The sequence below is a fragment of the Paraburkholderia sp. BL21I4N1 genome, assembly GCF_002973525.1.
GTDB lineage: Bacteria > Pseudomonadota > Gammaproteobacteria > Burkholderiales > Burkholderiaceae > Paraburkholderia.
This window is the reverse complement of sequence record NZ_PVEN01000007.1, coordinates 321,924-345,581: the sequence shown is the minus strand read 5'-3', so window position 1 is coordinate 345,581 and position 23,658 is coordinate 321,924. Positions and strand designations below refer to the sequence as shown.

At 64.2% G+C, this 23,658-nt stretch carries 22 protein-coding genes and 1 riboswitch; of the genes, 10 read left to right on the top strand and 12 right to left on the bottom strand.

The window, feature by feature from the left end:
* Positions 1–3: 3 nt before the first annotated feature.
* Genes B0G83_RS20445 through B0G83_RS20435 form a run of 3 tightly spaced genes read right to left on the bottom strand, consistent with a single transcriptional unit; the run spans position 4 to position 2,623 of the window.
* Positions 4–1,008, bottom strand: a complete 1,005-nt coding sequence (locus B0G83_RS20445) for an NrtA/SsuA/CpmA family ABC transporter substrate-binding protein (protein ID WP_105509198.1) — start codon at positions 1,006–1,008, stop codon at positions 4–6.
* A gap of 35 nt (positions 1,009–1,043) precedes the next feature.
* Positions 1,044–1,787, bottom strand: a complete 744-nt coding sequence (locus tag B0G83_RS20440; RefSeq protein WP_105509197.1) for an ABC transporter ATP-binding protein — start codon at positions 1,785–1,787, stop codon at positions 1,044–1,046.
* Entirely contained in the window at positions 1,784–2,623 is an 840-nt protein-coding gene (locus B0G83_RS20435) for an ABC transporter permease subunit (RefSeq protein WP_105509196.1), read from the bottom strand. Before B0G83_RS20435 ends, B0G83_RS20440 begins: the two co-directional genes overlap by 4 nt.
* 350 nt (positions 2,624–2,973) lie before the next feature.
* Here B0G83_RS20435 and B0G83_RS20430 point away from each other — a divergent pair, with 350 nt between their 5' ends.
* Together B0G83_RS20430 and B0G83_RS20425 are read left to right on the top strand one after the other, a co-directional pair.
* Entirely contained in the window at positions 2,974–4,752 is a 1,779-nt protein-coding gene (locus tag B0G83_RS20430) for an ABC transporter transmembrane domain-containing protein (protein ID WP_105509195.1), read from the top strand.
* Between the two features lie 260 nt (positions 4,753–5,012).
* Positions 5,013–5,228: a hypothetical protein gene (locus B0G83_RS20425; protein WP_105509194.1), complete on the top strand. Its 216-nt coding sequence runs from the start codon at positions 5,013–5,015 to the stop codon at positions 5,226–5,228.
* Positions 5,229–5,336: 108 nt separating this feature from the next.
* Here B0G83_RS20425 and B0G83_RS20420 read toward each other — a convergent pair whose 3' ends face one another.
* Entirely contained in the window at positions 5,337–5,807 is a 471-nt protein-coding gene (locus B0G83_RS20420) for a hypothetical protein (RefSeq protein ID WP_146120265.1), read from the bottom strand.
* Between the two features lie 277 nt (positions 5,808–6,084).
* Here B0G83_RS20420 and B0G83_RS39210 point away from each other — a divergent pair, with 277 nt between their 5' ends.
* Together B0G83_RS39210 and B0G83_RS20410 are read left to right on the top strand one after the other, a co-directional pair.
* Positions 6,085–6,408, top strand: coding sequence for a hypothetical protein (locus B0G83_RS39210; RefSeq protein WP_105509192.1), 324 nt, complete (start codon positions 6,085–6,087; stop codon positions 6,406–6,408).
* A gap of 255 nt (positions 6,409–6,663) precedes the next feature.
* On the top strand, positions 6,664–7,026 hold the full coding sequence (locus B0G83_RS20410; RefSeq protein ID WP_105509191.1) for a translation initiation factor Sui1: 363 nt from the start codon (positions 6,664–6,666) through the stop codon (positions 7,024–7,026).
* Positions 7,027–7,031: 5 nt separating this feature from the next.
* On the opposite strand, the gene B0G83_RS20405 is transcribed toward B0G83_RS20410, so the two are convergent.
* Complete coding sequence (locus tag B0G83_RS20405) at positions 7,032–8,165, bottom strand: NAD(P)/FAD-dependent oxidoreductase (RefSeq protein ID WP_105509190.1); 1,134 nt, start codon at positions 8,163–8,165, stop codon at positions 7,032–7,034.
* A 111-nt stretch (positions 8,166–8,276) separates the two neighbouring features.
* On the opposite strand from B0G83_RS20405, the gene B0G83_RS20400 reads away from it, so the two are divergent.
* Positions 8,277–8,957 (top strand): TetR/AcrR family transcriptional regulator, encoded by a 681-nt coding sequence (locus B0G83_RS20400; protein WP_105509189.1) that lies wholly within the window; start codon positions 8,277–8,279, stop codon positions 8,955–8,957.
* 34 nt (positions 8,958–8,991) lie between these two features.
* Here the strand turns inward: B0G83_RS20400 and B0G83_RS20395 are convergent, their stop codons facing one another.
* Positions 8,992–9,639 (bottom strand): LysE family translocator, encoded by a 648-nt coding sequence (locus tag B0G83_RS20395; protein ID WP_105509266.1) that lies wholly within the window; start codon positions 9,637–9,639, stop codon positions 8,992–8,994.
* Between the two features lie 102 nt (positions 9,640–9,741).
* On the opposite strand from B0G83_RS20395, the gene B0G83_RS20390 reads away from it, so the two are divergent.
* Positions 9,742–10,590: a LysR substrate-binding domain-containing protein gene (locus B0G83_RS20390; RefSeq protein ID WP_105509188.1), complete on the top strand. Its 849-nt coding sequence runs from the start codon at positions 9,742–9,744 to the stop codon at positions 10,588–10,590.
* 48 nt (positions 10,591–10,638) lie between these two features.
* On the opposite strand, the gene B0G83_RS20385 is transcribed toward B0G83_RS20390, so the two are convergent.
* Complete coding sequence (locus B0G83_RS20385; RefSeq protein ID WP_181156977.1) at positions 10,639–11,097, bottom strand: GNAT family N-acetyltransferase; 459 nt, start codon at positions 11,095–11,097, stop codon at positions 10,639–10,641.
* A 101-nt stretch (positions 11,098–11,198) separates the two neighbouring features.
* Positions 11,199–12,479, bottom strand: coding sequence for a DUF445 domain-containing protein (locus tag B0G83_RS20380; RefSeq protein WP_105509186.1), 1,281 nt, complete (start codon positions 12,477–12,479; stop codon positions 11,199–11,201).
* Between the two features lie 190 nt (positions 12,480–12,669).
* Between B0G83_RS20380 and B0G83_RS20375 the strand changes: the two genes are divergently transcribed.
* Together B0G83_RS20375 and B0G83_RS20370 are read left to right on the top strand one after the other, a co-directional pair.
* Positions 12,670–13,812 (top strand): DNA repair exonuclease, encoded by a 1,143-nt coding sequence (locus B0G83_RS20375; protein ID WP_105509185.1) that lies wholly within the window; start codon positions 12,670–12,672, stop codon positions 13,810–13,812.
* Positions 13,809–16,433, top strand: coding sequence for an AAA family ATPase (locus B0G83_RS20370; RefSeq protein WP_105509184.1), 2,625 nt, complete (start codon positions 13,809–13,811; stop codon positions 16,431–16,433). Before B0G83_RS20375 ends, B0G83_RS20370 begins: the two co-directional genes overlap by 4 nt.
* A gap of 129 nt (positions 16,434–16,562) precedes the next feature.
* Here B0G83_RS20370 and cobJ read toward each other — a convergent pair whose 3' ends face one another.
* The 4 genes from cobJ to cobG are packed head-to-tail and all read right to left on the bottom strand — an operon-like array spanning position 16,563 to position 21,254.
* Positions 16,563–18,347: a precorrin-3B C(17)-methyltransferase gene (gene cobJ / locus B0G83_RS20365; protein WP_105509183.1), complete on the bottom strand. Its 1,785-nt coding sequence runs from the start codon at positions 18,345–18,347 to the stop codon at positions 16,563–16,565.
* Positions 18,344–19,075 (bottom strand): precorrin-2 C(20)-methyltransferase, encoded by a 732-nt coding sequence (locus B0G83_RS20360; RefSeq protein WP_105509182.1) that lies wholly within the window; start codon positions 19,073–19,075, stop codon positions 18,344–18,346. Before B0G83_RS20360 ends, cobJ begins: the two co-directional genes overlap by 4 nt.
* Positions 19,076–19,702: a precorrin-8X methylmutase gene (locus tag B0G83_RS20355; protein WP_105509181.1), complete on the bottom strand. Its 627-nt coding sequence runs from the start codon at positions 19,700–19,702 to the stop codon at positions 19,076–19,078.
* The gene (gene cobG, locus B0G83_RS20350; protein WP_258168006.1) at positions 19,695–21,254 is read right to left on the bottom strand and encodes a precorrin-3B synthase; all 1,560 of its coding nucleotides are present in this window, start codon (positions 21,252–21,254) and stop codon (positions 19,695–19,697) included. The genes B0G83_RS20355 and cobG overlap by 8 nt, the downstream gene beginning before the upstream one ends.
* Positions 21,255–21,335: 81 nt before the next feature.
* Positions 21,336–21,515, bottom strand: a riboswitch (cobalamin riboswitch).
* A gap of 84 nt (positions 21,516–21,599) precedes the next feature.
* On the opposite strand from cobG, the gene cbiE reads away from it, so the two are divergent.
* Positions 21,600–22,904 (top strand): precorrin-6y C5,15-methyltransferase (decarboxylating) subunit CbiE, encoded by a 1,305-nt coding sequence (gene cbiE, locus B0G83_RS20345; protein ID WP_105509180.1) that lies wholly within the window; start codon positions 21,600–21,602, stop codon positions 22,902–22,904.
* On the top strand, positions 22,901–23,623 hold the full coding sequence (locus tag B0G83_RS20340) for a cobalt-precorrin-6A reductase (RefSeq protein WP_105509179.1): 723 nt from the start codon (positions 22,901–22,903) through the stop codon (positions 23,621–23,623). The genes cbiE and B0G83_RS20340 overlap by 4 nt, the downstream gene beginning before the upstream one ends.
* Positions 23,624–23,658: the final 35 nt, after the last annotated feature.

The window sequence follows — 23,658 nt, the reverse complement described above, 5'->3', positions numbered from 1 at the left end:
CCCTCAAACCTTCACGCTGTAATCGGCAACCTTGATTCGCCCGTTGATGATCTTGCGCTCCGCGAGCCAGTCGGCGGCGCGTTGGAATTGCGCGATGAACGCGGCGTCGTCGGGTTCGTGGAATTGATTCACGCGCTTCAGGCTCGTCAGGTAGTCGCGCACCTGATCCGGATATCTGGCTTGCCGCTGCACCAGTTGTTCGGATTCGGCCGGATGCGCCGACTGCCAGGCGCCTTCGACGTAATACGCGTCGATCACCGCGCGAACCAGTTCGGCATTCTCTTCGGTGAATTTGCGGCGCGACACGAGCGAGCTATAGTCGATCAGGAAATCGAGGTCGCGTCCTTCGTTGAAAATATCCTTGGCGTTGTTGGCGTACCGTGAGATATCCACGGCCGGCGACCACATCGACCATGCGTCGACCACGCCTTGCGCAAACGCGGGCGCGGCATCGGGCGGATTCAGATAGACGAACTCGACCTTGCCGCGCTCGACGTGATGCTTTTCCAGCGCGGCGATCAGCAAAAATTCACCGAGCCCCGAGCGGTTGACGGCGACCTTGCGGCCCGCAAGATCGGCCACCGAATTGATCCCGCTCGACTTCTTCACGATGATGGCGGTCGAGCGCGGCGAATAGATATCGAACGCATTGAACACAAGGGGCGAGCCCGACAGCATCGCGGCGAGTGCGGGCGTCGTCGAGCCCCAGAAACCGAAATCCGCGCTGCCGCCCACAACCGCCTGAATCGACGGCGCATGGTTCGGAAACGGGCCGACCCATTCGACCTTGATGTCCTTGCCAGCCAGCGTTTTTTCGAACACGCCGCGTTGCCGGGCGATGTCCGGCAAGCTGCCGTATCCCCAGCCGACGCGAACCGTATCGGTATTGCGAGTGAGCTTGCGCGGTTCGGCGGCGCGAGCCGGAAGCAGGCTGCCGGCGGCCGCGCCGACCAGCAGGCCACCCGCCGCGCGCAACAGTTGGCGGCGGCTCAGCGGAGAATCGTTCATTCTTGTCAGGTCCTTGGAGTCAGGCAGAAACGCGTTCAGTGCGAATGAACGCCGAGTGCTTCGAGCAGAATCGGCCGCAGTGCCTGCGGCGTGGTGTTGTGGGGTTGGAAGGACGCGGCAATGCGTCCCGCGCGCATCACCAGAATCGTGTCGGCTAGCGTGAGCGCTTCGTCGACGTCATGCGTCACGAGCAGCACGCCGGGGTGATGACGCGCGACGAGTTCCTTGACGAGTCCGTGCATCTTGATTCGCGTGAGGGCGTCGAGTGCCGCGAACGGTTCGTCGAGCAGCAGCAAGGCGGGATCGCGCACGAGGCCACGCGCCAGCGCCACGCGTTGCGCCTGACCGCCGGACAGGTTGCGCGGCCAGTCGTCTTCGCGGCCGGATAGTCCGACTTCCGCCAATGCGCGCGCCGCGCCGGCGCGGCCGATCGTCGTTTCATGACCGAGCGCGACGTTTTCCCACAGCGTCGCCCACGGCAATAACCGATGCTCCTGGAACACCACGGAAGAGCGTTCGGGCGCGTGAATCTGGCCGGCATCGGGTCGGTCGAGCCCGGCCAAAGCACGCAGTAGCGTGGTTTTTCCGCAGCCGCTTTCACCGAGTAGCGCGATAAATTCACCTTCGCGAATGTCGAGATCCAGCGCATCGATCACCACGCGATCGCCGTAACGGCGTTGCAGGCCGCGCACCGAGACGGCGAGCGGCGACCGGCTCACGGGTGGTTCGGTGAACACCGGCAGCGCGGCATCCAGCGGGTGGGCGAGCGTGGCTGTCATTGCCGTGCCCCTCTCGCGTAATTCGCGTGCCAGGAGAGGTAATGCGCTTCGAGCAGCCGCACCAGCGCGTCCGCCACGACGCCGATGATCGCGTAGATGACGATGGTTAGCAGAATGACGTTGGTCTGGAGGAATTCACGGGCATCCATGGCCAGAAAGCCGATGCCTTTCGTCGTCGCGAGCGTTTCGGCGATGACGAGCGCGAGCCAGGCGTGAGCGAGCGCGTACCGCACGCCCGTCAGGATCGACGGCATCGCACCGGGCAGGACGATCCGTCGCACCACTGCCGTCCAATCGAGGCCGATCACTTTCGCGAGCTCCATCAGCTTCGGATCGATCTGGCGAATCCCGAGCATGGTGTTGACATACATCGGGAACAGAACCGCGAGCGCGACCAGGAAGATTTTTGCCGCCTCGCCCACGCCGAACCAGACGATGACGAGCGGCAGCATCGCGAGGAACGGCACCGCGCGCGCCATCTGGATCGAGCGATCCAGCAGCGCCTGCACGAGCGGCGAGAAGCCGACCAGCACGCCGAGCGCGAGTCCGATGCTTGCGCCGATAACGAAGCCCGCCGCGGCACGCAGCAACGAAACGCCGAGGTGAACGAACAGCTCACCGCTTCTCGCCAGCTCCAGCGCGGTGGCCGCGACGCTGCTCGGGGCGGGCAGAACCTGCGGGGATAGCAGCCCCACTTGTGCGGCGATTTGCCAAAGCACGAGCACCAGCAGGGGCACGAGCCACGACAGCCACCGGTAGAGCGTGCCTTTTGAAATCCCCAGGTACAAGCGGGTCGAAGCAACATAGCCGTTGCGGGAATAACTGACGTCAGCCATGCCGATTCCAGATTAGCGAGGAAAAAGACTGCTCCGTGAACGAGGCAGCTCCGGTCGAATCACCTCAGGGCGGATGGGTTGCCCAGCGATCCGGATAGCGAACCGATCCGCAAAAGACGGTGCCTCGCGAAGGCGAGTAGGGTATTAAAGGCCGGCGGATAGGGCGGCGACAAACAATTACTTATGCTTTGCTTTTTAGGTGCGGCGCATAGCTCGACGTGGCGCATTGCTAGCGGGTGATAACCCGATCGCTGCGGCGAGGGCGACGTTTCCGTCGGCGGACTTCGCAACAGGGGTAGCCGTGCTGGCACAATCGTACGATCTCTTCTTTGCTCCGCCTGGGAACCCTCATGTCAGACGCTGTCGCGCGCCCGGTCCGTATCGGCCCGCTGTTCTCGCTGTTCCCCTTCCTGCGGCCCTATGCCGGGCGTTGGGCGCTGGCGTTCCTCGCGCTGGTGACGTCGGCGGGCGCGACCCTGCTGTTACCCGTGGCGTTCAAATATCTGATCGACCATGGTTTCGCCGCGGGCGATCGCACGCATATCGATCGTTATTTCCTCGCGCTGTCCGGCGTTTCGCTGGTGCTTGCCGGCGCCACGGCGCTGCGGTTTTACCTCGTGTCGTGGCTGGGCGAGCGGGTCACGGCCGACTTGCGGCGCGCGGTCTACGATCATGTGCTGGAGATGAGCCCGCAATTCTTCGAGACCACGCAGACCGGCGAGGTGCTGTCGAGGCTCACCACCGACACGACCTTGATTCAGACCGTGGTGGGCACCAGCCTGTCGCTGGGCTTGCGCAACTTCTTTCTGCTGACCGGCGGCGTGGCGATGCTGGCTGTCACCAGTCCGGTGCTGTCCGCTTACATCATCGCGACGCTGATCGTGGTGGTGGCACCGATCGTTATTTTCGGCCGACGCGTGCGACGGCTTTCGCGTGCCAGCCAGGACAAGGTGGCGAGCGCCAGCGCGCTAGCGGGCGAAGTGCTCAATGCGATGCCGACCGTGCAGTCCTACACGCAAGGCCCGTACGAAGCGCGGCGCTTTGCCGGTGCGGTGGAGACGGCTTTCGAAACAGCGCTGACGCGGATCCGGGCGCGTGCGTGGTTGACCGCTGTCGTGATCGTGCTGGTGTTCTCGGCGATCGTGTTCGTATTGTGGCTCGGCGCGCAAGCCGTGCTCGCCGGACGGATGACGGCGGGTCAATTGTCCCAGTTCATTCTTTACGCGGTGTTCACCGCTGGCGCGGTCGGCGCCGTTGCCGAAGTGTGGGGCGATCTGCAGCGGGCGGCGGGCGCGACCGAACGTCTGCTGCAATTGCTGGCGGCGCGCTCGCCGGTGGTGGAGGCGCCGAGCACGGTGGCGTTGCCGGCGCGTGGCGACGGTATCCGGTTTGAGAACATCGGTTTTTCGTATCCGTCGCGTCCGGGCATCGCCGCGCTTTCCGGCCTTTCACTCGATGTCCACGCGGGCGAGCATGTGGCATTGGTCGGGCCATCCGGCGCCGGCAAAACCACGCTGTTTCAACTGCTGCTGCGCTTTTACGATCCGCAGACCGGCAGTATTCTGATTAACGGCGTTCCGACGCAACAGGTGCCGCTCGTCGAGTTGCGCAAGGCTATCGGGGTCGTGCTGCAGGAGTCGGTGATCTTTTCGGGTAGCGTGCTGGACAACATCCGCTACGGGGCGCCCGACGCCACGCTGGCGGAAGTGCGGCGCGCCGCCGACATGGCTGCGGCGGCGGGCTTCATTGAAGCGTTGCCGCAAGGCTACGACACGTTTCTCGGCGAACGCGGCGTGCGTTTGTCGGGCGGACAGCGTCAACGCATTGCGATTGCCCGCGCGATTCTGAAGAACCCGCCGATCCTGCTATTGGATGAAGCGACCAGTGCGCTCGACGCTGCCAGCGAAAGGCTCGTGCAAACGGCGCTGGATAACGCCGCGCAAAATCGCACGACGCTGGTTATCGCGCACCGTCTCGCGACCGTGCAGCAGGCGGACCGGATTATTGTGCTCGAGCAAGGCCGTATCGTCGCGCAAGGTCGGCACGCTGATCTTCTGCTTGGCTCGCCGTTGTATGCGCAGCTTGCTGCGTTGCAGTTTGGTGAACATATGCCGCTCGCATCCACATAATTTTCGGCGTGTTCAGCGCGGGCTCGCCGTTTTATTGATTTTTCGCCTCCGGCTATTTCAGGTACTCGACAAACGGGCCTGAAATGCCGACAATTCGCTCCGGCCAGTTTGTTTGACACTGTTCACGGAGCTGTTCGGGAATTCATAACGCATATAAGTCGCTGGCATGGTTTCACTCATAGACTCGGTGAGACGCACCTGTACCGTTGATTAATTTCTCGGTTCGGTGGGCGAGCTTTAATTCAAAGGTTTAAATTCCGATGAGAAAAGATACGCTGCATTCGATTTGTGGGTTAACGGGGTCCGCTGTGTTTAGCTTCGGTGGTCTGTGGATTGCGTCGGGATTGGCGACGGACTACGCATCGCTTTTCGATCGTGCTGGTGGCGTGCTGCTCGCCGTCTTCTTCATTTGGGTGGCCTGTACCTATGTCGTCAAGCTACGGGGCGATTGGGGCTCCTGGGTGCGGGTGAAGTGATTTTTTCGTGGGATGGTCAGGAAAGCGAGTATGCAGCTAGCATTCGAAACTCACGGTCTGATTCTGCCGAGACCGCGAGGCGGCGACCGTGCCGGCCATTTTCTTCGATCAGGTGTGGGCTTTGGACCTGAACCAGGTCTTACTTTCTGACGTCAGCAAAAATAACCCGGCGACCGCTTCGGCGGCAATGATCGTTAAGCCTACAACGTTATTTTGTTCGGAGGACAGCCCACGCGAAACCAGCTGATAGAGGTTTGTTAGGACGAGGAGTGCCGTCAAACAAAGTGCAACATTTCTTGCCCAGATCTTTCCGGCCGAGAGCCGCATGATCGTGAGGGCATAGAAGATAAAAAATGCAGAGAACAGCACAAACAGCGTGAGCGCTCCTTCTATTTCTGTGGGCGTGCCGAAAGGCGGAACGCCCACTCCAATCACGATACGAACCAGAACTACTAAAAACGCAATCCAATACACTGCGGCTGCGGCTCGAACCCGGTTTGGCGCATCGTTGCCCGGGAAAAAGATAAATCTGGTTGCCGTTCTCAAACGAACCTCCGCAAATTTAAAATTCAGCGCCACTCCGCTCGTGGAGCATAGTGCTGTTTCAGGGTATTTTCCAGCAGGAAATAAGTGGCGCGTGCTTCGTGAATAATATCAGGAGGTCCATTTTTCCTGACGTAAAGCTTGCAATGCGAATGCGCGCGGTAAAAGCATCCGTTTTACAGAACGCGTATTCCCATTCGTAATACCTTCGACACATCCCGCAAACTCGCGGCACACCGCTTGCTCGATTCATGGTCAAGCAGGCGACGTTCGTCTGCGTCGATATTCCAGCTCAAACGAGGAGGGATGGATCATGAAGAAGGCAACCAGCGCACTCATCGCGGCCGTCGCCGCACTTACGCTGTCGGGCGGTGCTTATGCCCAGGCGGCCGGTGGTTCGAACAGCAGCGGTTCATCGGGGAGCACGGCCAGTCCGGCGAACCAGATGAACCCCATGAACGGTGCAAACAGCGGGTACGGCACGCCGGGTAGCCCTAACTCGGACAGCGGCAGGATCGCCGGGGCGCCGAATTCGGGCCTGCCGAGCAGCACGAACAGCACCTCGACCAACAGCGCGCCCAAGACCAACAACACGCTGGCAACCCCGAGCGTGGTTTCGCCGGCTGCGGGCCAATAGCAATGGTTTAATCGAGGTAAGAGTGACAGCTAGCAAGTAACCGCGAATAACCGCTTCAACCGTGTGGGGCGCCGAGGTCGTTGCGACCGGCGCCCCGTTTTCGTCGCTCGGCGATGTAGGTTGAAGAACCGGGTCAAAGCATCGGACGCCAACCCGAGCCGAGCCCAATCCTGGCCGGAAGCGATTACAAAGTACCGGGACGCAGCTGCTAAACTCCTCGCGTTTTCCGATCATCAAGTCATCCAGCAAGCGAACATGAAGAGCAGTTCAAAAGGCGGCCTCGTTTATTCGACCGAAGGCGGGCGGATGTGTCCCGACTGTCGGCAGGTACTCGCGCAATGCGTTTGCAAGACGGCTGCCAAAACATTACCGACCGGCGACGGTGTCGTGCGAGTGAGTCGCGAAACGAAAGGCCGTGGCGGAAAAAGCGTAACAATCGTCAAAGGCCTGGCGCTCGATCCTGTCGCGTTGGCGTTGCTCGGCAAGCAGTTGCGCACAGCCTGCGGCTCGGGTGGAACGGTCAAGGACGGCGTGATTGAAGTGCAGGGCGATCATTGCGAGCGCGTTATCGAAGCACTCAGAAAGTACGGCCACAGCGCGAAGCGCGCCGGCGGGTAGCCGCTTCAATCGACAGGTAAATGGTGGGCAAGCATAGCCACCAGACTTTGTGGCGCGTTACGGCCCAGACAAACGTCGAGAATGCTTTCCGCCTCTCGGGCTTCGAACGCGCTGCGCGGAAACAACTCATTCTCATACGCGACAAGCGCCGCTTCTACATTCCCCGGATGAGCGACTAAATCCTTCGCCAGTTCAGCGCCGTCGAACATGGCGAGGTTCGCTCCCTCGCCGGATGGCGACATCAGATGCGCCGCATCGCCAAGCAGCGTCACGCCGGGCACGCGCGACCATCTGTGCTCGACCGGCAGCGCATGAATGGCGCGAAGCACTGGGTCGGTCTCACCATCGGTAATCAACGCCTTCAACGCCGGGGCCCATCCATCGAACTCTTCCGCCACGCGCGCCAAGGCGGTTGCCGGCCCGGCGAAGTCGAGGCTGTCGATCCAGTCCTTCGGCTTGTTTAACTGCACGTATGTGTGCAGCACGCCATCGGGCTCACGGTGCGCGGCGATGCCCTTGCCCGGCGCCATCGCGAACAGCGCGCCACCCCCCACCGCTTCCGCGCTTGCCGGGTGACGGGCGTCGCTGTCGAACAGGTAGGTTTCGATGAACGACGTGCCGACATACGCCGGCTTCGCATCCGAAACGAGCGGTCGGACTTTCGACCACGCGCCGTCGGCGCCTACGAGTAGATCGCTCGTGACCGTTGCGCCGTTGGCAAAGCTCAACACGTGCCGTCCACCTCCCAGCGCGGACACGCCAGTCAGCTTGTGCCCCCAGCGGACCGTGCCGGCCGGAAGCGAGTCGAGCAGAATCCGCCGGAGTTCTCCTCGGGGCACCTCAGGGCGGCCGCCCGTGCCGTCGTCGGGATGGTCGAACAGAACCTGGCCGTGCTGGTCGAGCACCCGCGTTGCCTGACCGCCCGCATGGATGATGCCGACAAATCGATCGAAGAGTCCCGCTGCCTTGAGCGCGCGTTGCCCGTTGTGTTCGTGGATATCCAGCATGCCGCCTTGCGCTCGCGCGTCGACCGAGGCTTCTGCTTCGTAGATCGTCGTTGCGATGCCGTGAACGTGAAGCACCCGCGCAAGCGTCAACCCGCCAAGCCCTGCGCCGATGATGACAATTGAAGTGTTCATCCTGATTCCCTTGAGCCGTTGGAGATCGCCGCGAAATCTGCCGAGGGCAATCTATGGAACGTCATTCCATGGTAATATTGGAACAACATTCCATAACTGTCAAGACGACGTATGACCAAGAAAGCACGCAGCGTTCAGCGTCGGGAGGATTCGCTCTCGCCGGAACGAATCATTGAAGCCGCGATCGAGGTCCTCGACAGCAGCGGAGAGAAGGGGCTGACGTTCCGCGCGCTGTCGGAGCGGCTTGCTACCGGTCCCGGTGCGATTTACTGGCACATCGCGAGCAAGGGCGAACTGCTGAGCGCCGCGTGCGATGCCATCGTCGCTGAAACGATGAACGCGCCCGTGGACGGCACGTCGCCGGAAGCAACCCTTCGCGCGCTGGCGCTGGCCATGTTCGACGCGATCGACGAACACCCGTGGGTCGGTTCGGCATTGACACGTGCCCCAGGGCAGTTGCCGACGGTGCGCGTGTTCGAACGCATCGGCCAGCAGTTAAGGGCGCTCGGTGTGCCGCGCGAAGAAGAGTGGGCCACGGTGTCGGCGCTGCTGAGTTACATCCTCGGTGTGGGCGGCCAGAACGCGGCGAACCGGCATTTCGCCCTGGAGCAAGGACTCGATCGCTCCAATTTTCTGGGTGAGGTGTCGACCGCGTGGTCGGAGCTCGATCCGGATGAATACCCGTTCACCCGCAGCGTAGCGAGCCAGTTGCCCACGCACGACGACCGCGCCGACTTCGTCGCCGGCATCGATCTCATCCTTCGGGGAATCGCGCTGACACGTGCTGGCTGAACCGCTCCGAGCTGACACGTCGCAAGACGCCGGATCAATGGCCGCCGGCCAGCCTCACCGCATCGACCGCCATATGGCCGCCGAGGGCAAGCAGAACGCAACCCATGACCCAGCGTTGTGCCAGCAGAAGCCTTGGGCGGCTCGCGAGAAACGTCGCCATGCTCCCGGAGCAGATCGCCACGAAGCCATTGACCGAGGCGAACGCAACGATCAAGGACGACCCGAGCACGAGCGATTGCCTCAACACGCCACCCGCTTGATAGTCGATGAATTGCGGTAGCAGCGACAGAAAAATCATCGCGAGTTTGGGATTCAACAGGCTGGTCGTGGCGCCCATGGCGAGAAGCCGGCGCGGCTGTTCGCGGGGGAGATCGCGAACCTCCAACGGAGAGCGGCCGCCAGGTTTTACGGCCTGCCACGCAAGGTAAAACAGGTACGCGGCGCCCACCGCACCCAGCACGCTGCCCGCATACGGCACGCTTAAAAACAGTGCCGTGATGCCGAACGCGGCTGAAAACATATAGAAGAGATATCCCAGCATCACCCCCGCCAGCGATATCAGTCCGGCGGTGCGCCCTTGCGCGATCGAACGCGACATGACGTAGACCATATTCGGACCCGGTGTCACGGCCAGCATGCCGCCTACCGCGAGAAATCCATAAATCGACGCCGTACCGTGCATGTTCACCGCTCCTTCAAGAGATCGTCGCTCACAGTATCGGTTCGATGCAGTTTCAAGTAAAACGCATTAAACTGAATCCATTGCTCAGATTTTCTGACGAATATGAAGAAACTCGATCTCGATGTACTGGAAATGGTGGTGGCGGTTGCCGAGACGGGATCGTTCGTTGGCGGTGCGGAGTCGGTGCACCGGTCGCCGTCGGCGGTCAGCATGCAGATCAAGGCGCTCGAGGACGCGCTTGGCAAACCGCTGTTCGAGCGCAGTACGCGTAACGTCCTGATTACGGCGGAGGGCAAGACGCTCGCGGACTACGGCCGGCGCATGCTGGCCATGCGGGAGGAGGCGTGGGCGTCGATCGTGCGCCCGGAGATGAAGGGCCGCGTTACGATCGGCGTGCCCGACGACTACGCGTCGTCGCTGCTGCCACAGGTGCTGGGCAAATTCGCGGCGGCCCATCCGCGCGTCGACATTCGGGTCATTGGTCTCGCCAGTACCGCGCTCGTCGCATTGCTGAAAGACAATACGCTGGACCTTGCCTGCATCACCAGAGTGAAGGGCGTCGCGAGCGAATTTATCCGGTTCGAGCCCATGGTGTGGGTGGGATCGTCGACCAGAAAAGTGTGGAAGGAACGCCCCTTGCCGATTGCCGTGTTCGCGCAGGGGAGTACGGCGCGTGCCAATGCGATTCGCGCGCTTCAGCGGGAGAACATCAAATACCGCATGTCGTACGAAAGCCCGAGTCTGCTGGGCCTCATCAGCATGGTGGACGCCGGCCTTGCGGTCGCGCCGCTCGCCAGGTGCAGCGTGCCGGCGCATCTGGCGCAGTTGTCGCAGAACGAAGGCCTGCCGCCGCTGGATGAACTCGAAGTGGTGTTGGCCCGCAGCGCCCGGTCGGACCGGTCGCCTTGCGATTTTCTCGCCGAGCAGATCCTCGCCGGGATGCGGGTTTAGGGCGGTCGTTTGACGGGGAGACCCGCTTCGACCATTTACGTGAGCGGTTCAGACTTCCGTGTTCGTTGTCCGCCCGGCTGTCGGATAGACGTAATGACGATAGCCATGTTCGTCGTGCGTATAGCTAAAGCCCGCTTTTTCATAGAGACGGCGTGCCGGATTGTCTGCCTTCACCCCCAGCGTTAGTTGGCTAAAACCTTGCGCACGGGCATCGGCGATGAACTGCGCGAGCAGTTGCTGACCGAGCCCATTGCCGCGCCGATCCGGGATGACATAAATCGATGCGAGAACCGCCGCCTCGCCGTGAACTTCCCAAAAGAAATAGCCCACTGCCGATTCACCCGATTCGGCGATGAACATGCGATCGAGATCGTTCGTCCATTGTTTCAGATGAAAGTGCATGCCATCCGTCCAGCGTGCTTCCTGCTGCGGTTCGATCTGCCGGATGTAGTCTCGCTCACCGAGATAGATCGTCGGTAGATCGGTGGCGCGGGCACGGCGAATCAAGTAAGGGCTCGTCATTCGTGGTCAGTAGATTGAATACAGGTCGAGTGGTGGCAAAGCGCAGGCATGGCATCGTCTTTTGCCTGGTAGGCGCGGCAGGCTAATCACTGAATGTGTGCGCGCAGCATCTCAAACAGCAACGAACTCCCATACAGTAACAAGCCAATAAAGCCGCCGACGATCGTCCCGTTGATCCGGATGTACTGCAGGTCCTTGCCGATATTCAACTCGATCTGCCGCGACATCTCACGCGAATCCCAGTTCTTGACCGTATCGCTGATATGACGCGTGAGGAACTGCGCGAACTCCGGCGCCATGGCGCGTGCCGCGTCTTCCAGATGATCGTTCAACGATTGCCGCAGCGCGGGATCGTTCGCCAGTTCGCGGCCGACCCATTGGCCCATTGCCATCACACGCGCATGCAAGGCGGAATCAGGGCGCTGCAGATCGCGTTTGAGCCAGGCGCGCAATTCGCCCCACATGTCCTTCACATATGTGCCGAGCGCGTCGCCTTCTACCAGATAGCGCTTCAGGTCTTCGCCTTTCTGCAGGAACGCCGGATCGGTTTTCAGTTTGACGATCAGTTTGTGCGCGGCCTCGTCGAAACGCTCGCGTAACTCGTGAGTGGGGTTGTCGCTGATCTGCTGCAGCATGCGGTCCACGGTATTGGCGATGGCCTCCGCGCCTTTCTCGCCGAGCCATGCGGACGGCAGAATCTTTTCCATCTTCGGATATTCGCTCTTGACCCAGTCGACGATCCGCTCGGCGATAAACTCGCGCGCCTGCGGTTCGCGCAGCAGCGTCACGACCTGTTCGATGCCGGCGTCGAGCAACTCCTGGTGGCGGCCGTCTTTGGTGAGCGTGTCGAGAATGGAGCCCATCGACTGCGACAGGTCCACCTTGTTGAGCACGTCGCGCAGCGCATCCTTGATGAAGCTTTGAATCCGTACGTCGTCGGTCAATTCCAGAATGCCGCCCGTGAGCTTCACGACGTAGTCGCCGAGGCGCGCGGTATTGGCCGGCTCGGTCAGCCAGCCGGTGATGCTCCGCGCCGGATCGTGCCGTTTGATCAACCCGACCAGCGAGGGCACGTCGAGAAATTTGTCCTGCACGAACACCGCGAGGTTGTCGGCGATCTTATGCTTGTTGCGCGGAATGATCGCGGTGTGCGCGGAGACAATCGGGATCGGCACACGGCGAAACAGCGCGGCCACCGCGAACCAGTCGGCGAGCGCGCCGACCATCGCGGCTTCGGCCACGGCCTTGATGCCGTCCACCCACACGCCACGCGGCATGAACGCGGTCGCTACGAAAACGCAGGCCGCGGCGAGCAACAGCAATAAAGGCGTGCGCTTGGCCTGTTTCAGTTCGATTGCTTTATTCATCGGCGATTAGGCAAGGTTCGAGTCCGAGGCAATGAGACGGCACGGTCGGTACACGTCCAGACACGCGAGTGTAGCGCCGCTCGTCGGCCAATGCGCCAACCGCGCGGCGTGAGGCTCTCTTTAGCGCCTCGGCGCGGTAACATTCGCGGTTAGACTGCGAGGTCGTGTAATTGAACGCCATGGAGGCACAGTGATCAGGTTTCTGCACACCGCGGATTGGCAGATCGGCACGCAATTCGGCCAGTTCGAGCCGGACGAAGCCGCGCATCTGGCGGAGGCGCGATTCGAAACCGTGCGCCGCATCGCGACGGAAGCGGCCGCGCGCAAGGTCGACGCGGTGCTGGTGGCGGGCGACGTATTCGATCTGCAGACCGTGTCGGACACGGTGATCCGCCGTTTGTTCGGCGCGCTGCAAGCGTTCAGCGGCGCGTGGATCATGCTGCCGGGCAATCACGACGCGGCGCTGGTGGAGAGCGTGTGGACCCGCGCGCAGCGGCTGAACTGCATTGCGTCGAACGTGCGCGTGGTGCTCGAGCCCGGCGTGTTGCTGCTGGACGAGTGCCGTGCCGCGCTACTGTGCGCGCCGCTCACGCAACGCATTACGTACGACGACACCACCGGCTTCTTCGACACGACGGAGACACCGCCGGGCTATCACCGCATCGGCCTCGCGCACGGCAGCGTGAGCGGGATTCTGCAGGAAGGCATCGACTCGTCGAATCCCATCGCGCCGACGCGCGCCGTGAGCGCGCGTCTCGACTATCTCGCCCTGGGCGACTGGCACGGTCATCTGCGCGTCGACGCGCGCACCTGGTACGCTGGCACGCACGAACAGGACCGGTTCCGCGCCAACGATCCGGGCTTCATGCTCGACGTGACCGTGAGCGAGCCGGGCGCCACGCCGGTCGTCGAGGCGGTGCGGGTCGGTCAATATCAGTGGCATCGCTGGGACGAAACGATCGCGGTGCCGACCGACGTGGACGCGCTCAAAACCCGGCTGGCAGCGCTCGTCAGCCACGACGTGCTGCGCGTGGCGGTGAGCGGCACGACCGCGCTGGCGGACGCCGAAGCGATCCATGTCGCGGTCGAGGAGGCGCGCGCACGCGTGCGCGCGCTGCGCGTCGATCTGAGCGGCCTGCAAGTGCTGCCCACCGCCGCCGATCTCGCGGAACTCGGCGCGCAAAGCGGTTATCTCGCGAAAGTCGTGGCGCGTCTGCGCGGCTTGCAGGAAGACCCGCAGTCCGACCCGCAACAGATCGAGCGCGCGGCGGAAGCGTTATTGCTTCTGGCGCGCTTTCAACGTGAACTGCCGCGCGAAGCGAGGTCCGCATGAAGTTGGAAAGTATCGCGATTCAGGAATTCAGGCAGTTTGCGGGGCGGATTGTGATCGACAATCTGCAACCGGGACTCAACCTGTTCGTCGGGCCGAACGAGGCCGGTAAAAGTACGATTGCCGAAGCCGTCCGCGTGGTGTTTCTGGAGCGCTACAAGGCTTCGCATCTGAAGGATTTGTTGCCGTGGAGCAAGGCGAGCGGACAACCGTCCGTTGAAGTCAGTTTCAATCTGGACGGCACCGCGTGCCGCTTGTCGAAACAGTTCGTCACGCGGCAGCGCTGCGAGTTGACGATCGGCCAGAGCGTGTTCGGTGAAGACGAAGCCGAAGACAAACTCGCCGCGTTGCTCGGCTTTTCGCGTGCGTCGCGTGGGCCCTTGAAGGCCGAGAACGCGGGCGTGCCCGGTTTGTTGTGGGTGCAACAAGGCGGCACGCAGGAGGTACGCGATTCCACCGGCCACGCGGCGCAGTACCTGCGCGATGCGTTGTCGCAACTATCGGGCAGCAGCGAATCGGCCGGCGAAGACGCGTTGATCGTCGCCGTGCAACGCGAACTCCGGCAATTGCTCACGGCGCGCACGCAGAAAGCCACCGGGCCGCTGGCCGAAGTGGAGCAGACGCTCGCCGGTTTGATCGCGGAGCGCGACGGGCTCGAACAGCAGCGTCTGCAATTCGAAGAGAACATTGCGCGCCTCGCGACGCAGCAGGAAACGTTCGAAGACACGGAACGCAAGCGTCCGTGGGAACTTCATGAACAGAAGGCCATGCTGGCGCAACAGCGTGCCGAGGCCGCTGCGGAACTGGAGCGCGGGCTGGAGGGGTTGGTGCACACGTTGAAACTGGGCGAAGCGGAACTCGCGCTGTCGTTGCAACAGGAGCAGAACGCGGTTGAACTGGAAGCGACCGTCGCACGCGAGCGGCGGCAGCTCGACGTGGCAAGAGCCGGCGTAGCCACGATACAAACGGAATATGAGCAAGCCGCGGTGAGCGTCACGCAATTCGAGCAGGCATCCGTGGCGGCCGACCGTGCGCTCGACCTTGCGAACGCCGCGGTAACCGCAGCCGACTTGCGCAACCAGATCGGCCTGTACGAGACCGAAAGCCAGCGGCTGGACGTGGCCATCCAGGCGGCCAGCCAGGCGAATGAAGCCGTGCTCGAAGCCGCTCGGGCGGCGGCGGCCGTCGAAATCGACGAAACGAAACTAAAACGGCTCGCCACGCTCGACGGCGAATTGACGGTGTTGCGCGCTCGCACCGAAGCGGCGATGACGCGCATCGAATACAGGCTGAGCGGCGCGATTGCCGTCAACCAGACAACGGTGAGCGGTGACGGCGTGCTGCGTGTCGACGAGGAAAAGCTGATCGATCTCGGCGACCTCGGGGAATTGCGGGTGATTCCGGGCGTCTCCGATCTGTCCGCGCGGTTGACCGAACTGGTGTCGCTCGAAGCGCAGCATGCGCAGTTGCTGCAGGCTTTAGGCGTGACGTCGCTCGTCGAAGGGGAACTCAGGCGCGAAAAATGGAAGACGCTCGTCGCGCAGGAGAAAAGCCACGCCGGGATTCTCAAGGTCCATGCACCGCAAGGCATCGACGCGCTGCGCGCGGCGTTGGCTTCGGCGACCGCGCGTTGGCAGGCGTCGAGCGACCGGCTGAAGCACTTGCCCGATGTATCCGCCGCGCCGCCGCTCGACGAAGCGCGCCGCAACGCCGGGAGCGCGCGCGAGGCGTTGGACGCCGCGCGTAAAGTGTTGGCACTGGCAGCGGAGAAAAGGTCGACCGGCGTCGCCAACGCGGAATCGTTAGCCGCGCAATGGCAGAGCAAGGAAGCGCAGTTGAGCGATGAAAGCTTCCGCCGCAACCGCGCGCAGTGGCAGACGAAAATCGTCGAACAGCGCGTCCAGGTCGACGCGCAGCGCAAGCAGCACGAAGCGCGCGAGCGCGAATGGCAGGCGGCGCGGCTGGACGATCCGGCGGCGGAGGCGAAGCGTTATCGCGCGTCGGCGGAAATGGCGCGCAGTGAACAACATCACCGTGCAGTGAAAATCGCGGAGCTGCGCAGCCAACTGGAAACGGTCGGCGCGTCCGGGCTCGGTGAACGTTTGGCGGCGGTGACGGCGCGCGTCGAACAGGCCACGCGTCGCAAGGAAGAGTTAAGCCTGCGGGCCGGCGCATTGAGCTTGCTCGACGAAGTGCTGGTGGACGAACGCGACGCGGCGGTCGCGCAATTGCGTGCGCCGTTGACCGAGCGGCTCGGCTATTACCTGCGCCGAATTTTCCCGCAATCGACGATCGCGCTCGGCGACGATCTGAGCCCCGCGACGCTAGCACGCGACGGCCGCGCGGAGATGCTCGATGCGCTGAGCTTCGGCACGCGCGAGCAACTCGGCATCCTGACGCGGCTCGCCTATGCGGACCTGCTGAAGGCGTCGGGCCGTCCGACCTTGCTGATGCTCGACGACGCCGCCGTGCATACCGACGCCGCGCGCCGCGATGCGATCAAGCGCGCGTTGCTCGACGCGGCCACACGGCATCAGATTCTGGTGTTCACCTGTCATCCGGAGTTGTGGGACGATCTGGGCGTGCGGCAACGGGCTATCGACGATTTGAAAGTGGCGGCGTAGGCGTTTTCCGTAGCGCCGTCAGGCCGTGAACCAGTCAGGAACATCATGACCGGGCTCTACCGTCGCATGGATCGAACGGCATTACGTGCCGCCTGCGACAACGTGGCGGCGGTGGCGGCGCGTCCCGTTTCACTCATACCATCGCGGCGTATAAACCCATTCGCCGCCTTCAACGCCGGGTGTAAAGCGCCGCGTCGTCGATGAACCGACGATCACCATGGTGCGCATATCCACGTCGGACGAACGCAGTTCGCCCAGCGTGACCGTACGCAGCGTGCTGCCGGGCCGGCCGATGTCGCGCCCCAACACCACCGGCGTCGCCGCCGCGCGATACGCCCGCACGATATCCAGCGCCTTATCCAGTTGCCACGGGCGCGCGCGCGAAATCGGGTTATAGAACGCCATCACGAGATCCGCTTCGGCGGCGTGCCGCAGACGGGTTTCGATGATGCGCCACGGCTTCAGATTGTCCGACAGCGACAGCATGCAGAAGTCGTGACCCAACGGCGCACCGGCTTGCGCGGCGGTCGCCAGCGCGGCCGACACGCCAGGCACGATGGCGAGTTCAACGGCGGACCACGCGTCGTTCCCGGCGGCCTCGAGCGCTTCGAGTACTGCCGCGGCCATTGCGAATACGCCCGGGTCGCCGGAGGACACCATCACGACCGAACGTCCCGCGCTCGCCAGCTCGAACGCATGACGCGCGCGTTGTAATTCCTCGCGATTGTCCGTGCCGTGAATCTGCTGATCGGCGCGGAACGGACCGGCCATTTTCACGTAGGTGTCGTAGCCGAGGATATCGGTGGCATCGTCCAGCGCGAGGCGGGCGGCGGGCACCATTAACTCGGCGCTGCCTGGACCCAGGCCAATCACGGTCAGGCGGCCGCGTGCCGCGCCGATCGTGTTGGCGTCGACGGCGAGCGCCGTGAGGGCAAGCGCGACGCCCGCATCGGGGTCGTCGTGCAGGGTTTCATAGGGGATGCGCAATGCCGCGTGCAGCAGATTGCTGGGCGGGTCACCATCTTCGGGACGGGTTTGGGCGAAGCGCAGTGGGACGTCGAGATCCGCGGCGGCTTGGGCCAATGCGGGATCCGCCATTCGATCCGAGGGAGCGAGCAGAGCCGCTAACGAGAGCGTCGCCAGGCCATGTTCGTTCAATGCGGTGCGTACGCTTGCTGCGATCCCGGCGCTTGTGCGTGCACTCGCCATCCCGGCACTAGCAGCCACACCAGCACTCGCGGAACCCACAGCGGTATCCGCAGCAGCACCGGCACCGCCAGTCACCGCCGCCACCACGCTGCGCGGATGAATCACCAACTCGTCCGCACGGCCATTCCACGAACGCGGCGTCACGCGAATCGCGAGGCGCGCCGATGCCGAGCGCGGTAATTGCGCGTCGTCGAGCCACGGCGCCTCACCTTCGACGCGCGTGCTTTCCCCCGCCAGCAGATCCGACACGAAGCGTTTGCCTTGCCCGATATCCGCCAGCGCGTAACCGTCCGGCGGATTCAGCACACAGGTACCGAACCGCAGTTCGCCGCTCGTCGTGATCGCGGGCGGCACACTCAGCGCGGCGGCGATCTCGCGGGCCATCACATTGACGCCGGCCAGACCGCCGAGCAGCGGTACGACCGCGCTGCCGTCTTCGGCCACCGCCAGCACCGGCGGCTCGACCCCTTTGTTCGTCAACAATGGCGCGACGCAGCGAATCACGATGCCGGCCGCGCACAACGCGACGATCGGCGTACCGCGCGCATACAGTTCGCGCAACTGCGCGCCGAGCTCGGCGTACGGCACGTCGGCTGCCACGCGTCCTTGCAAGGCGTAGACCTGGCTACCCGCATACAGTGTCTGAATTCGCCGCGCGGTGGCCAACGCGCCCGGGCCGAGAATCACGATGGCGGGTACGTTCATCCTTGCCATTTTTCCCCCGGCACGACCAGCAGCGAAAAATACGGCGAGGCCATCGGATCGACGTCGGCGAGCGGCACGATACGCTGATTGCCCATCGTCGCGCGTTCCACATACAGTGCGCGATCCGCGAGACCGAGTTCGCCCAGCACGCGCCGCACCTTGTCGAAATTGCGGCCGAGTTTCATCACGACGGCGGCGTCGGCATCGGCGAGACGGCGGCGCAATTCGTCTTCGGGCAACACACCTGACAGTACCGACAAACTCTGATTGCGGTACACCAGCGGCGCGCCGAGCACGGCCGCGCCACCGAGCATCGAGCACACGCCCGGCACGACCTTGCTTTCATAGCGCGCCGCGAGCCGGTCGTGCAGATACATGTAGGAACCGTAGAAGAACGGATCGCCCTCGCAGATCACGGCGACGTCGCGGCCCGCATCCAGATGGCTCGCGACGATCTCCGCCGCGCCGTCGTAGAACTCGGCGATGATGGCTTCGTACGAAAGCGGTGGTTCGAGCGCTTCGGTCGTGACGGGATAGACCAGCGGCAGATGCTGCTGCGTGTCGTGCAAATGCGCTTCGATAATGCTGAACGCGTTGCCTTTCTTGCCCTTGGCGACGAAGTACGCGACCACCCGCGCCGCCTTCAGCAGACGCAGCGCTTTCAGCGTGATGAGTTCCGGGTCGCCGGGGCCGACCCCGAGTCCGACCAGACGTCCTCGCACGGTCATTTATTCGACCTCCGTGGCCAGTGCGTTGACGGCGGCGGCGGCCATCGCGCTGCCGCCGCGCCGGCCTTCGATCGCCACATAAGGCACGCCGCGGCTGTCTTGCGCGAGCAGCGCTTTCGATTCCGCCGCGCCGACAAAGCCGACCGGAAAGCCGAGAATCAACGCGGGCTTGGGCGCGCCGTCGTCGAGCATGTCGAGCAAATAAAACAGGGCGGTCGGCGCGTTGCCGATCACCACGACGCTGCCTGCCAGATGCGGGCGCCACAATTCGAGCGCGGCGGCCGAGCGCGTGTTGCCGAGTTCGCGCGCGAGCGACGGCACGTCCGGATGCGTGAGCGTGCAGATCACTTCGTTGTTCGCCGGCAAGCGCGCGCGCGTGATGCCTTGCGCGACCATGCCCGCGTCGCACAGAATCGGCGCGCCTTGCGCGAGCGCCGCGCGTCCTGCCGTGCCGGCACCTTCGGAAAAGCGCAGCGCGTCGACCACGTCGACCATGCCGCACGCGTGGATCACGCGGACCGCGAGCTTGGCGAGGTCGGCGGGGATACGCGACAGGTCGGCCTCCGCGCGGATCGCCGCGAAAGACTGGCGATAGATCTCCTGACCGTCGCGGATGTAATCAAGCATCGGGGTTACTCATGGGTTTTGTTCGTGGGCGTGGCTCAGCGGCGTCGTGAATGTGGGTGTCCACAGGAATGTCGATAGGGGCGTCGATATGGGCCAGACGCGTGAGCGCGTCGGAAGCTTCGTCGATCGTTAGTCGGTGCGCGACGCAGGCGCCGAAACCGGGCTGGCCGTTGCGTCGATATAGGTCGTAGGTGCCGGGTGCGACGGCCAGCAGCGTGAAAGGCACGCAATGCGCGGCGGCGCACGACCGCGGACAGCCGCTTAGATGCACGTCGACGTCGGCGGGCAGGCGCGGCGCGAGTCGCAGTGCGTCGGCCTTGGTGTCGGCGAGGCTTCTGGCGCAGCCGGTCGACCCCGCGCAGGCCATCACGCGCGTGATGGCTTGGGCGGGGTCGGTGGCCAGGCCGAGTTCGGTCAGGCCGTTTATCACGGCGGCCACGGCATGCGTTGCGATATCGGGCAGCAGGACGCTTTGCCACGGTGTCATCCGCAACGTGCCGTCGCCGTGAAGGTGGGCGAGCGTGGCGAGGCCGTGCAGGGTCGCGGCGTCGAGGCGTCCGAGCGGCGGCTGGCCGCCTGCGTGCCAGGTGCCCGGCTGGCGTTGATCGGACGCGCCGAGCCGGAGCGATGCGTCGGCGCGTGTGGCGCGTTGCCAGCCGGCTAGCGACGCATCGCGTGACAGCGGGAAATCGACGTAGCGTTGCGCGTGGTGCAGGAGCGCATCGGCGGCGTGCGTGGCGAGCAGATGACGCATACGCGTGGCATCGGTTGCGGCGAGGTCGAGGAACGTGTGCAGCACCGCGCCGATCAGCGCGCAGACTTGCGACGGCAGGACGGCGGATAGCGCGCCGCCGTGGTTGGCGTGTGGTGATCCGGCGTCAGGCGGGCAACCCGCCAGGCCGAAGACAAATCGCACGTCATCCGGGCCTTGCGTCGCCGCCAGCCAAACGTCATGGGGATGATCGACGCGCGCCAGCTTTTCGCCACCATCCAGCAACAGCGCGAATTTCGGCGACAGCGCCGCGAAACGCGGCTCGCTTTGTAGCAGCGCAAGCAATTCGTTGCACAGAGGCGCTGTATCGAACAACGCAAAGGGATCGCGTCCCGCAGCGGGGCTGATCATCACGTTGCGGACATCGTCGGCGGCGAGAGCGGTCGACGCGTAAGCGGCGCTTGTGTCCACGTGACTTGCTTCGGCAGTTGCCATGGTCGGCGTCGGGCCAGGTCGCGCGGAGGTCAATGCGCCGCTCGGCCCTAGCTCCGCCTCGATCAACGCTTCGATCAACGCCGCCTCGTGCCCGCCGCGCACGCCGCGCACCTGCAGATTCGCCCGATTGGTCACCTCGATCGTGCCGGCGGCATGCTGCACGCTCGCGTCGGCAATCGCGCGCGCCTGGGCCGCGCTCAACGCACCGCCGGGCAGCTTGATCCGGCAGAGTCCGCCGTCGCGCGCGGCGACGATCCGCAGCAGCCCCGGACACGCCGAGGGCCGCAGCGCGAGCGCCGCATGATGCACAACAGGGGAGGACGAAGCTTGCTTCAAAACGGACACCGGGTAGCGTCGCGCGGTGGCCCGAGCAAGCCTGGGAGCGGGCGTTGCTGCGGCATCGGTACACCCCGCCCGATGTTGGCTGGCACGAACAGTCTCGCCGGCAGGTCTCCTGGCTGGCAGGTCAAAGTCCGTCGCGGCCTTCCCGGTCGAACCAGTGGCGCGCAGCGCGGGCGGACTCGCTGCATACAGTTGCGGGGGCAGCCACAGTGACACTGTGTTCCCTCTTAGGCCCCGAAGGGCACCGGCGGCTGTATTATGCCTTTTTTCGAACAGCATAACGAGGCTGGACGCCTTGATCGGCGTGGCTCAGCGCATTATTTGAAGATACAGAACGAGGATGTTCGGATGCCGGCATGGCTGACCGTGGTAGGCATGGGGGACGACGGCTTCGCCGGTTTGGGACGGTCCGCGCGACGTGCGTTGCTGGAGGCGTCGGTGGTGTATGGCGGCGAGCGTCATCTGGCGTTGCTGCCGGCCCGGATCGCGGCGCGGCGGGCCGCGTGGCCGCGCCCGTTCGATCTCGCGCCGTTGCTCGCCGAGCGTGGCGGCGCGGTGTGCGTGCTGGCGAGCGGCGACCCGATGCTGTTCGGCGTCGGCGCTACGCTCGCGCGTCACCTGCCGGCGGACGAGTTGCGGGTGCTGCCGGCGCCCTCGTCGTTGTCGCTGGCGGCCGCGCGGCTCGGCTGGCCGTTGCAGGACGTCGCGACGGTGTCGCTGGTGGGCCGCCCGCTGGCGACGCTGAACGCGCATCTGCATCACGGCGCGCGCATCTTCGTGCTGAGCGCGGACGGCCGCACGCCCGCGGCGCTCGCCGGCTTGCTGAACGCGCGCGGCTTCGGCGCGACGCGCATGATCGTGCTGGAGCATCTGGGCGGCGAGTTGGAACGCAGAATCGACGGTCGCGCGGATCAGTGGTCCGCGGGCGAGGTGGCCGCGTTGAATCTGATCGCGCTCGACTGCCGCGCGACCCAAGGCGCGCCGCGTCTGCCGCTCACTTGCGGCCTGCCGGACGATGCGTTTCGCCACGACGGCCAGCTGACCAAGCGCGACGTGCGCGCCATCACGCTCGCGCGTCTTGCGCCGACGCCCGGTGAGTTGCTGTGGGATGTGGGCGCGGGCAGCGGCTCGATCGGCATTGAATGGATGCGCGCGCATCCAGCCTGCCGCGCGATCGCGATTGAACACCATGCGGAACGGCAGCGCTTCATCGAACACAATCGCGAAGCGTTGGGCGTGCCGGGCCTGCAACTGGTGGCCGGCCGCGCGCCGGATGCGCTGCAAGGTTTGCCGGCGCCGGACGCCGTGTTCATCGGCGGCGGCGTGACGGTGCCGGGCGTGCTGGAAGCGTGTTGGGCGAGTTTGCGCAATGGCGGACGGCTTGTGGCCAACGCGGTGACGTTGCAGAGCGAGACAGCGCTGGTCGCGTGGCGCGAGCGGTTTGGCGGCACGCTGACGCGTATTGCGTTGGCGGATGCGCAACCGCTGGGCGGTTTCGATACGTGGCGGCAGGCGCTGCCGATTACGTTGCTGGCGGTGGTGAAGCGGGGGCGTGAGGGCGAGGTGGCAAACGGCGCGAGCGATGCAAGCGCCACAAGCAGCGCAACCGCCGTCAACACGATCAGCGTCACTACCGGCCGAACCGCGCAATGACGCGAATCCTGCTGCTGGGCGGCACCGGCGACGCATTGCGAATCGCGCGTCAACTCGGTCCCGCGCACGTGTACAGTCTCGCCGGTCTCGGCAAGGTGCCCGATGATCTGACGTGTGAGGTGCGAGTCGGCGGTTTCGGCGGTAGCGAAGGCATGGCGCGTTACATCGCCGACGAACGCATCGGTCTCGTGATCGACGCGACCCATCCGTACGCCGCACGAATCAGCACGAACGCCGTGCATGCCAGCCATACGGCGCGGGTGCCGTGTTGGGCGCTGCGCCGTCCGGCCTGGCAAGCGCAAAGCAGCGACGACTGGCGGCCGGTCGGCGACTGGAACGAACTCACGGCGGCGCTTGCGCCGTTTAGAAAGCCGCTGTTCACGCTCGGCCGCGAACCGCTCGCGCATCTCGACGAAATTCCCGCGCATCAGTTCTGGACCGTCCGTTGTCTCGATCCGCACAAGGACGCCGCGCGCGCGAGGATCATGGCGACACGCGGCCCGTTTACGCTCGAAGGCGAGCGCGCGCTGTTCGCGCTGCAAGCCTTCGATGTCGTGGTCAGCAAAAACAGCGGCGGCGGCGCGACGGAGGCGAAACTCGCGGTGGCACGCGAACGCCGTTTGCCGGTCGTGATGTTGCGCCGGCCCGACTTGCCGTCGGTGGATCGTGAGTTCGACAGCGTCGACGCTCTGCTCGACGCGCTGCGAGCGCTCGCGTGAACCGCGTACACGCAGGACGCCACGCCCGCAATTTC

Bases quoted from the DNA above. Each gene is read 5' to 3' on its own strand.
- B0G83_RS20445 (WP_105509198.1), bottom strand. From the start codon at position 1,008: ATGAACGATTCTCCGCTGAGCCGCCGCCAACTGTTGCGCGCGGCGGGT.
- B0G83_RS20440 (WP_105509197.1), bottom strand. From the start codon at position 1,787: ATGACAGCCACGCTCGCCCACCCGCTGGATGCCGCGCTGCCGGTGTTC.
- B0G83_RS20435 (WP_105509196.1), bottom strand. From the start codon at position 2,623: ATGGCTGACGTCAGTTATTCCCGCAACGGCTATGTTGCTTCGACCCGC.
- B0G83_RS20430 (WP_105509195.1), top strand. From the start codon at position 2,974: ATGTCAGACGCTGTCGCGCGCCCGGTCCGTATCGGCCCGCTGTTCTCG.
- B0G83_RS20425 (WP_105509194.1), top strand. From the start codon at position 5,013: ATGAGAAAAGATACGCTGCATTCGATTTGTGGGTTAACGGGGTCCGCT.
- B0G83_RS39210 (WP_105509192.1), top strand. From the start codon at position 6,085: ATGAAGAAGGCAACCAGCGCACTCATCGCGGCCGTCGCCGCACTTACG.
- B0G83_RS20410 (WP_105509191.1), top strand. From the start codon at position 6,664: ATGAAGAGCAGTTCAAAAGGCGGCCTCGTTTATTCGACCGAAGGCGGG.
- B0G83_RS20405 (WP_105509190.1), bottom strand. From the start codon at position 8,165: ATGAACACTTCAATTGTCATCATCGGCGCAGGGCTTGGCGGGTTGACG.
- B0G83_RS20400 (WP_105509189.1), top strand. From the start codon at position 8,277: ATGACCAAGAAAGCACGCAGCGTTCAGCGTCGGGAGGATTCGCTCTCG.
- B0G83_RS20395 (WP_105509266.1), bottom strand. From the start codon at position 9,639: ATGCACGGTACGGCGTCGATTTATGGATTTCTCGCGGTAGGCGGCATG.
- B0G83_RS20390 (WP_105509188.1), top strand. From the start codon at position 9,742: ATGAAGAAACTCGATCTCGATGTACTGGAAATGGTGGTGGCGGTTGCC.
- B0G83_RS20380 (WP_105509186.1), bottom strand. From the start codon at position 12,479: ATGAATAAAGCAATCGAACTGAAACAGGCCAAGCGCACGCCTTTATTG.
- B0G83_RS20370 (WP_105509184.1), top strand. From the start codon at position 13,809: ATGAAGTTGGAAAGTATCGCGATTCAGGAATTCAGGCAGTTTGCGGGG.
- cobJ (WP_105509183.1), bottom strand. From the start codon at position 18,347: ATGAACGTACCCGCCATCGTGATTCTCGGCCCGGGCGCGTTGGCCACC.
- B0G83_RS20360 (WP_105509182.1), bottom strand. From the start codon at position 19,075: ATGACCGTGCGAGGACGTCTGGTCGGACTCGGGGTCGGCCCCGGCGAC.
- B0G83_RS20355 (WP_105509181.1), bottom strand. From the start codon at position 19,702: ATGCTTGATTACATCCGCGACGGTCAGGAGATCTATCGCCAGTCTTTC.
- cbiE (WP_105509180.1), top strand. From the start codon at position 21,600: ATGCCGGCATGGCTGACCGTGGTAGGCATGGGGGACGACGGCTTCGCC.
- B0G83_RS20340 (WP_105509179.1), top strand. From the start codon at position 22,901: ATGACGCGAATCCTGCTGCTGGGCGGCACCGGCGACGCATTGCGAATC.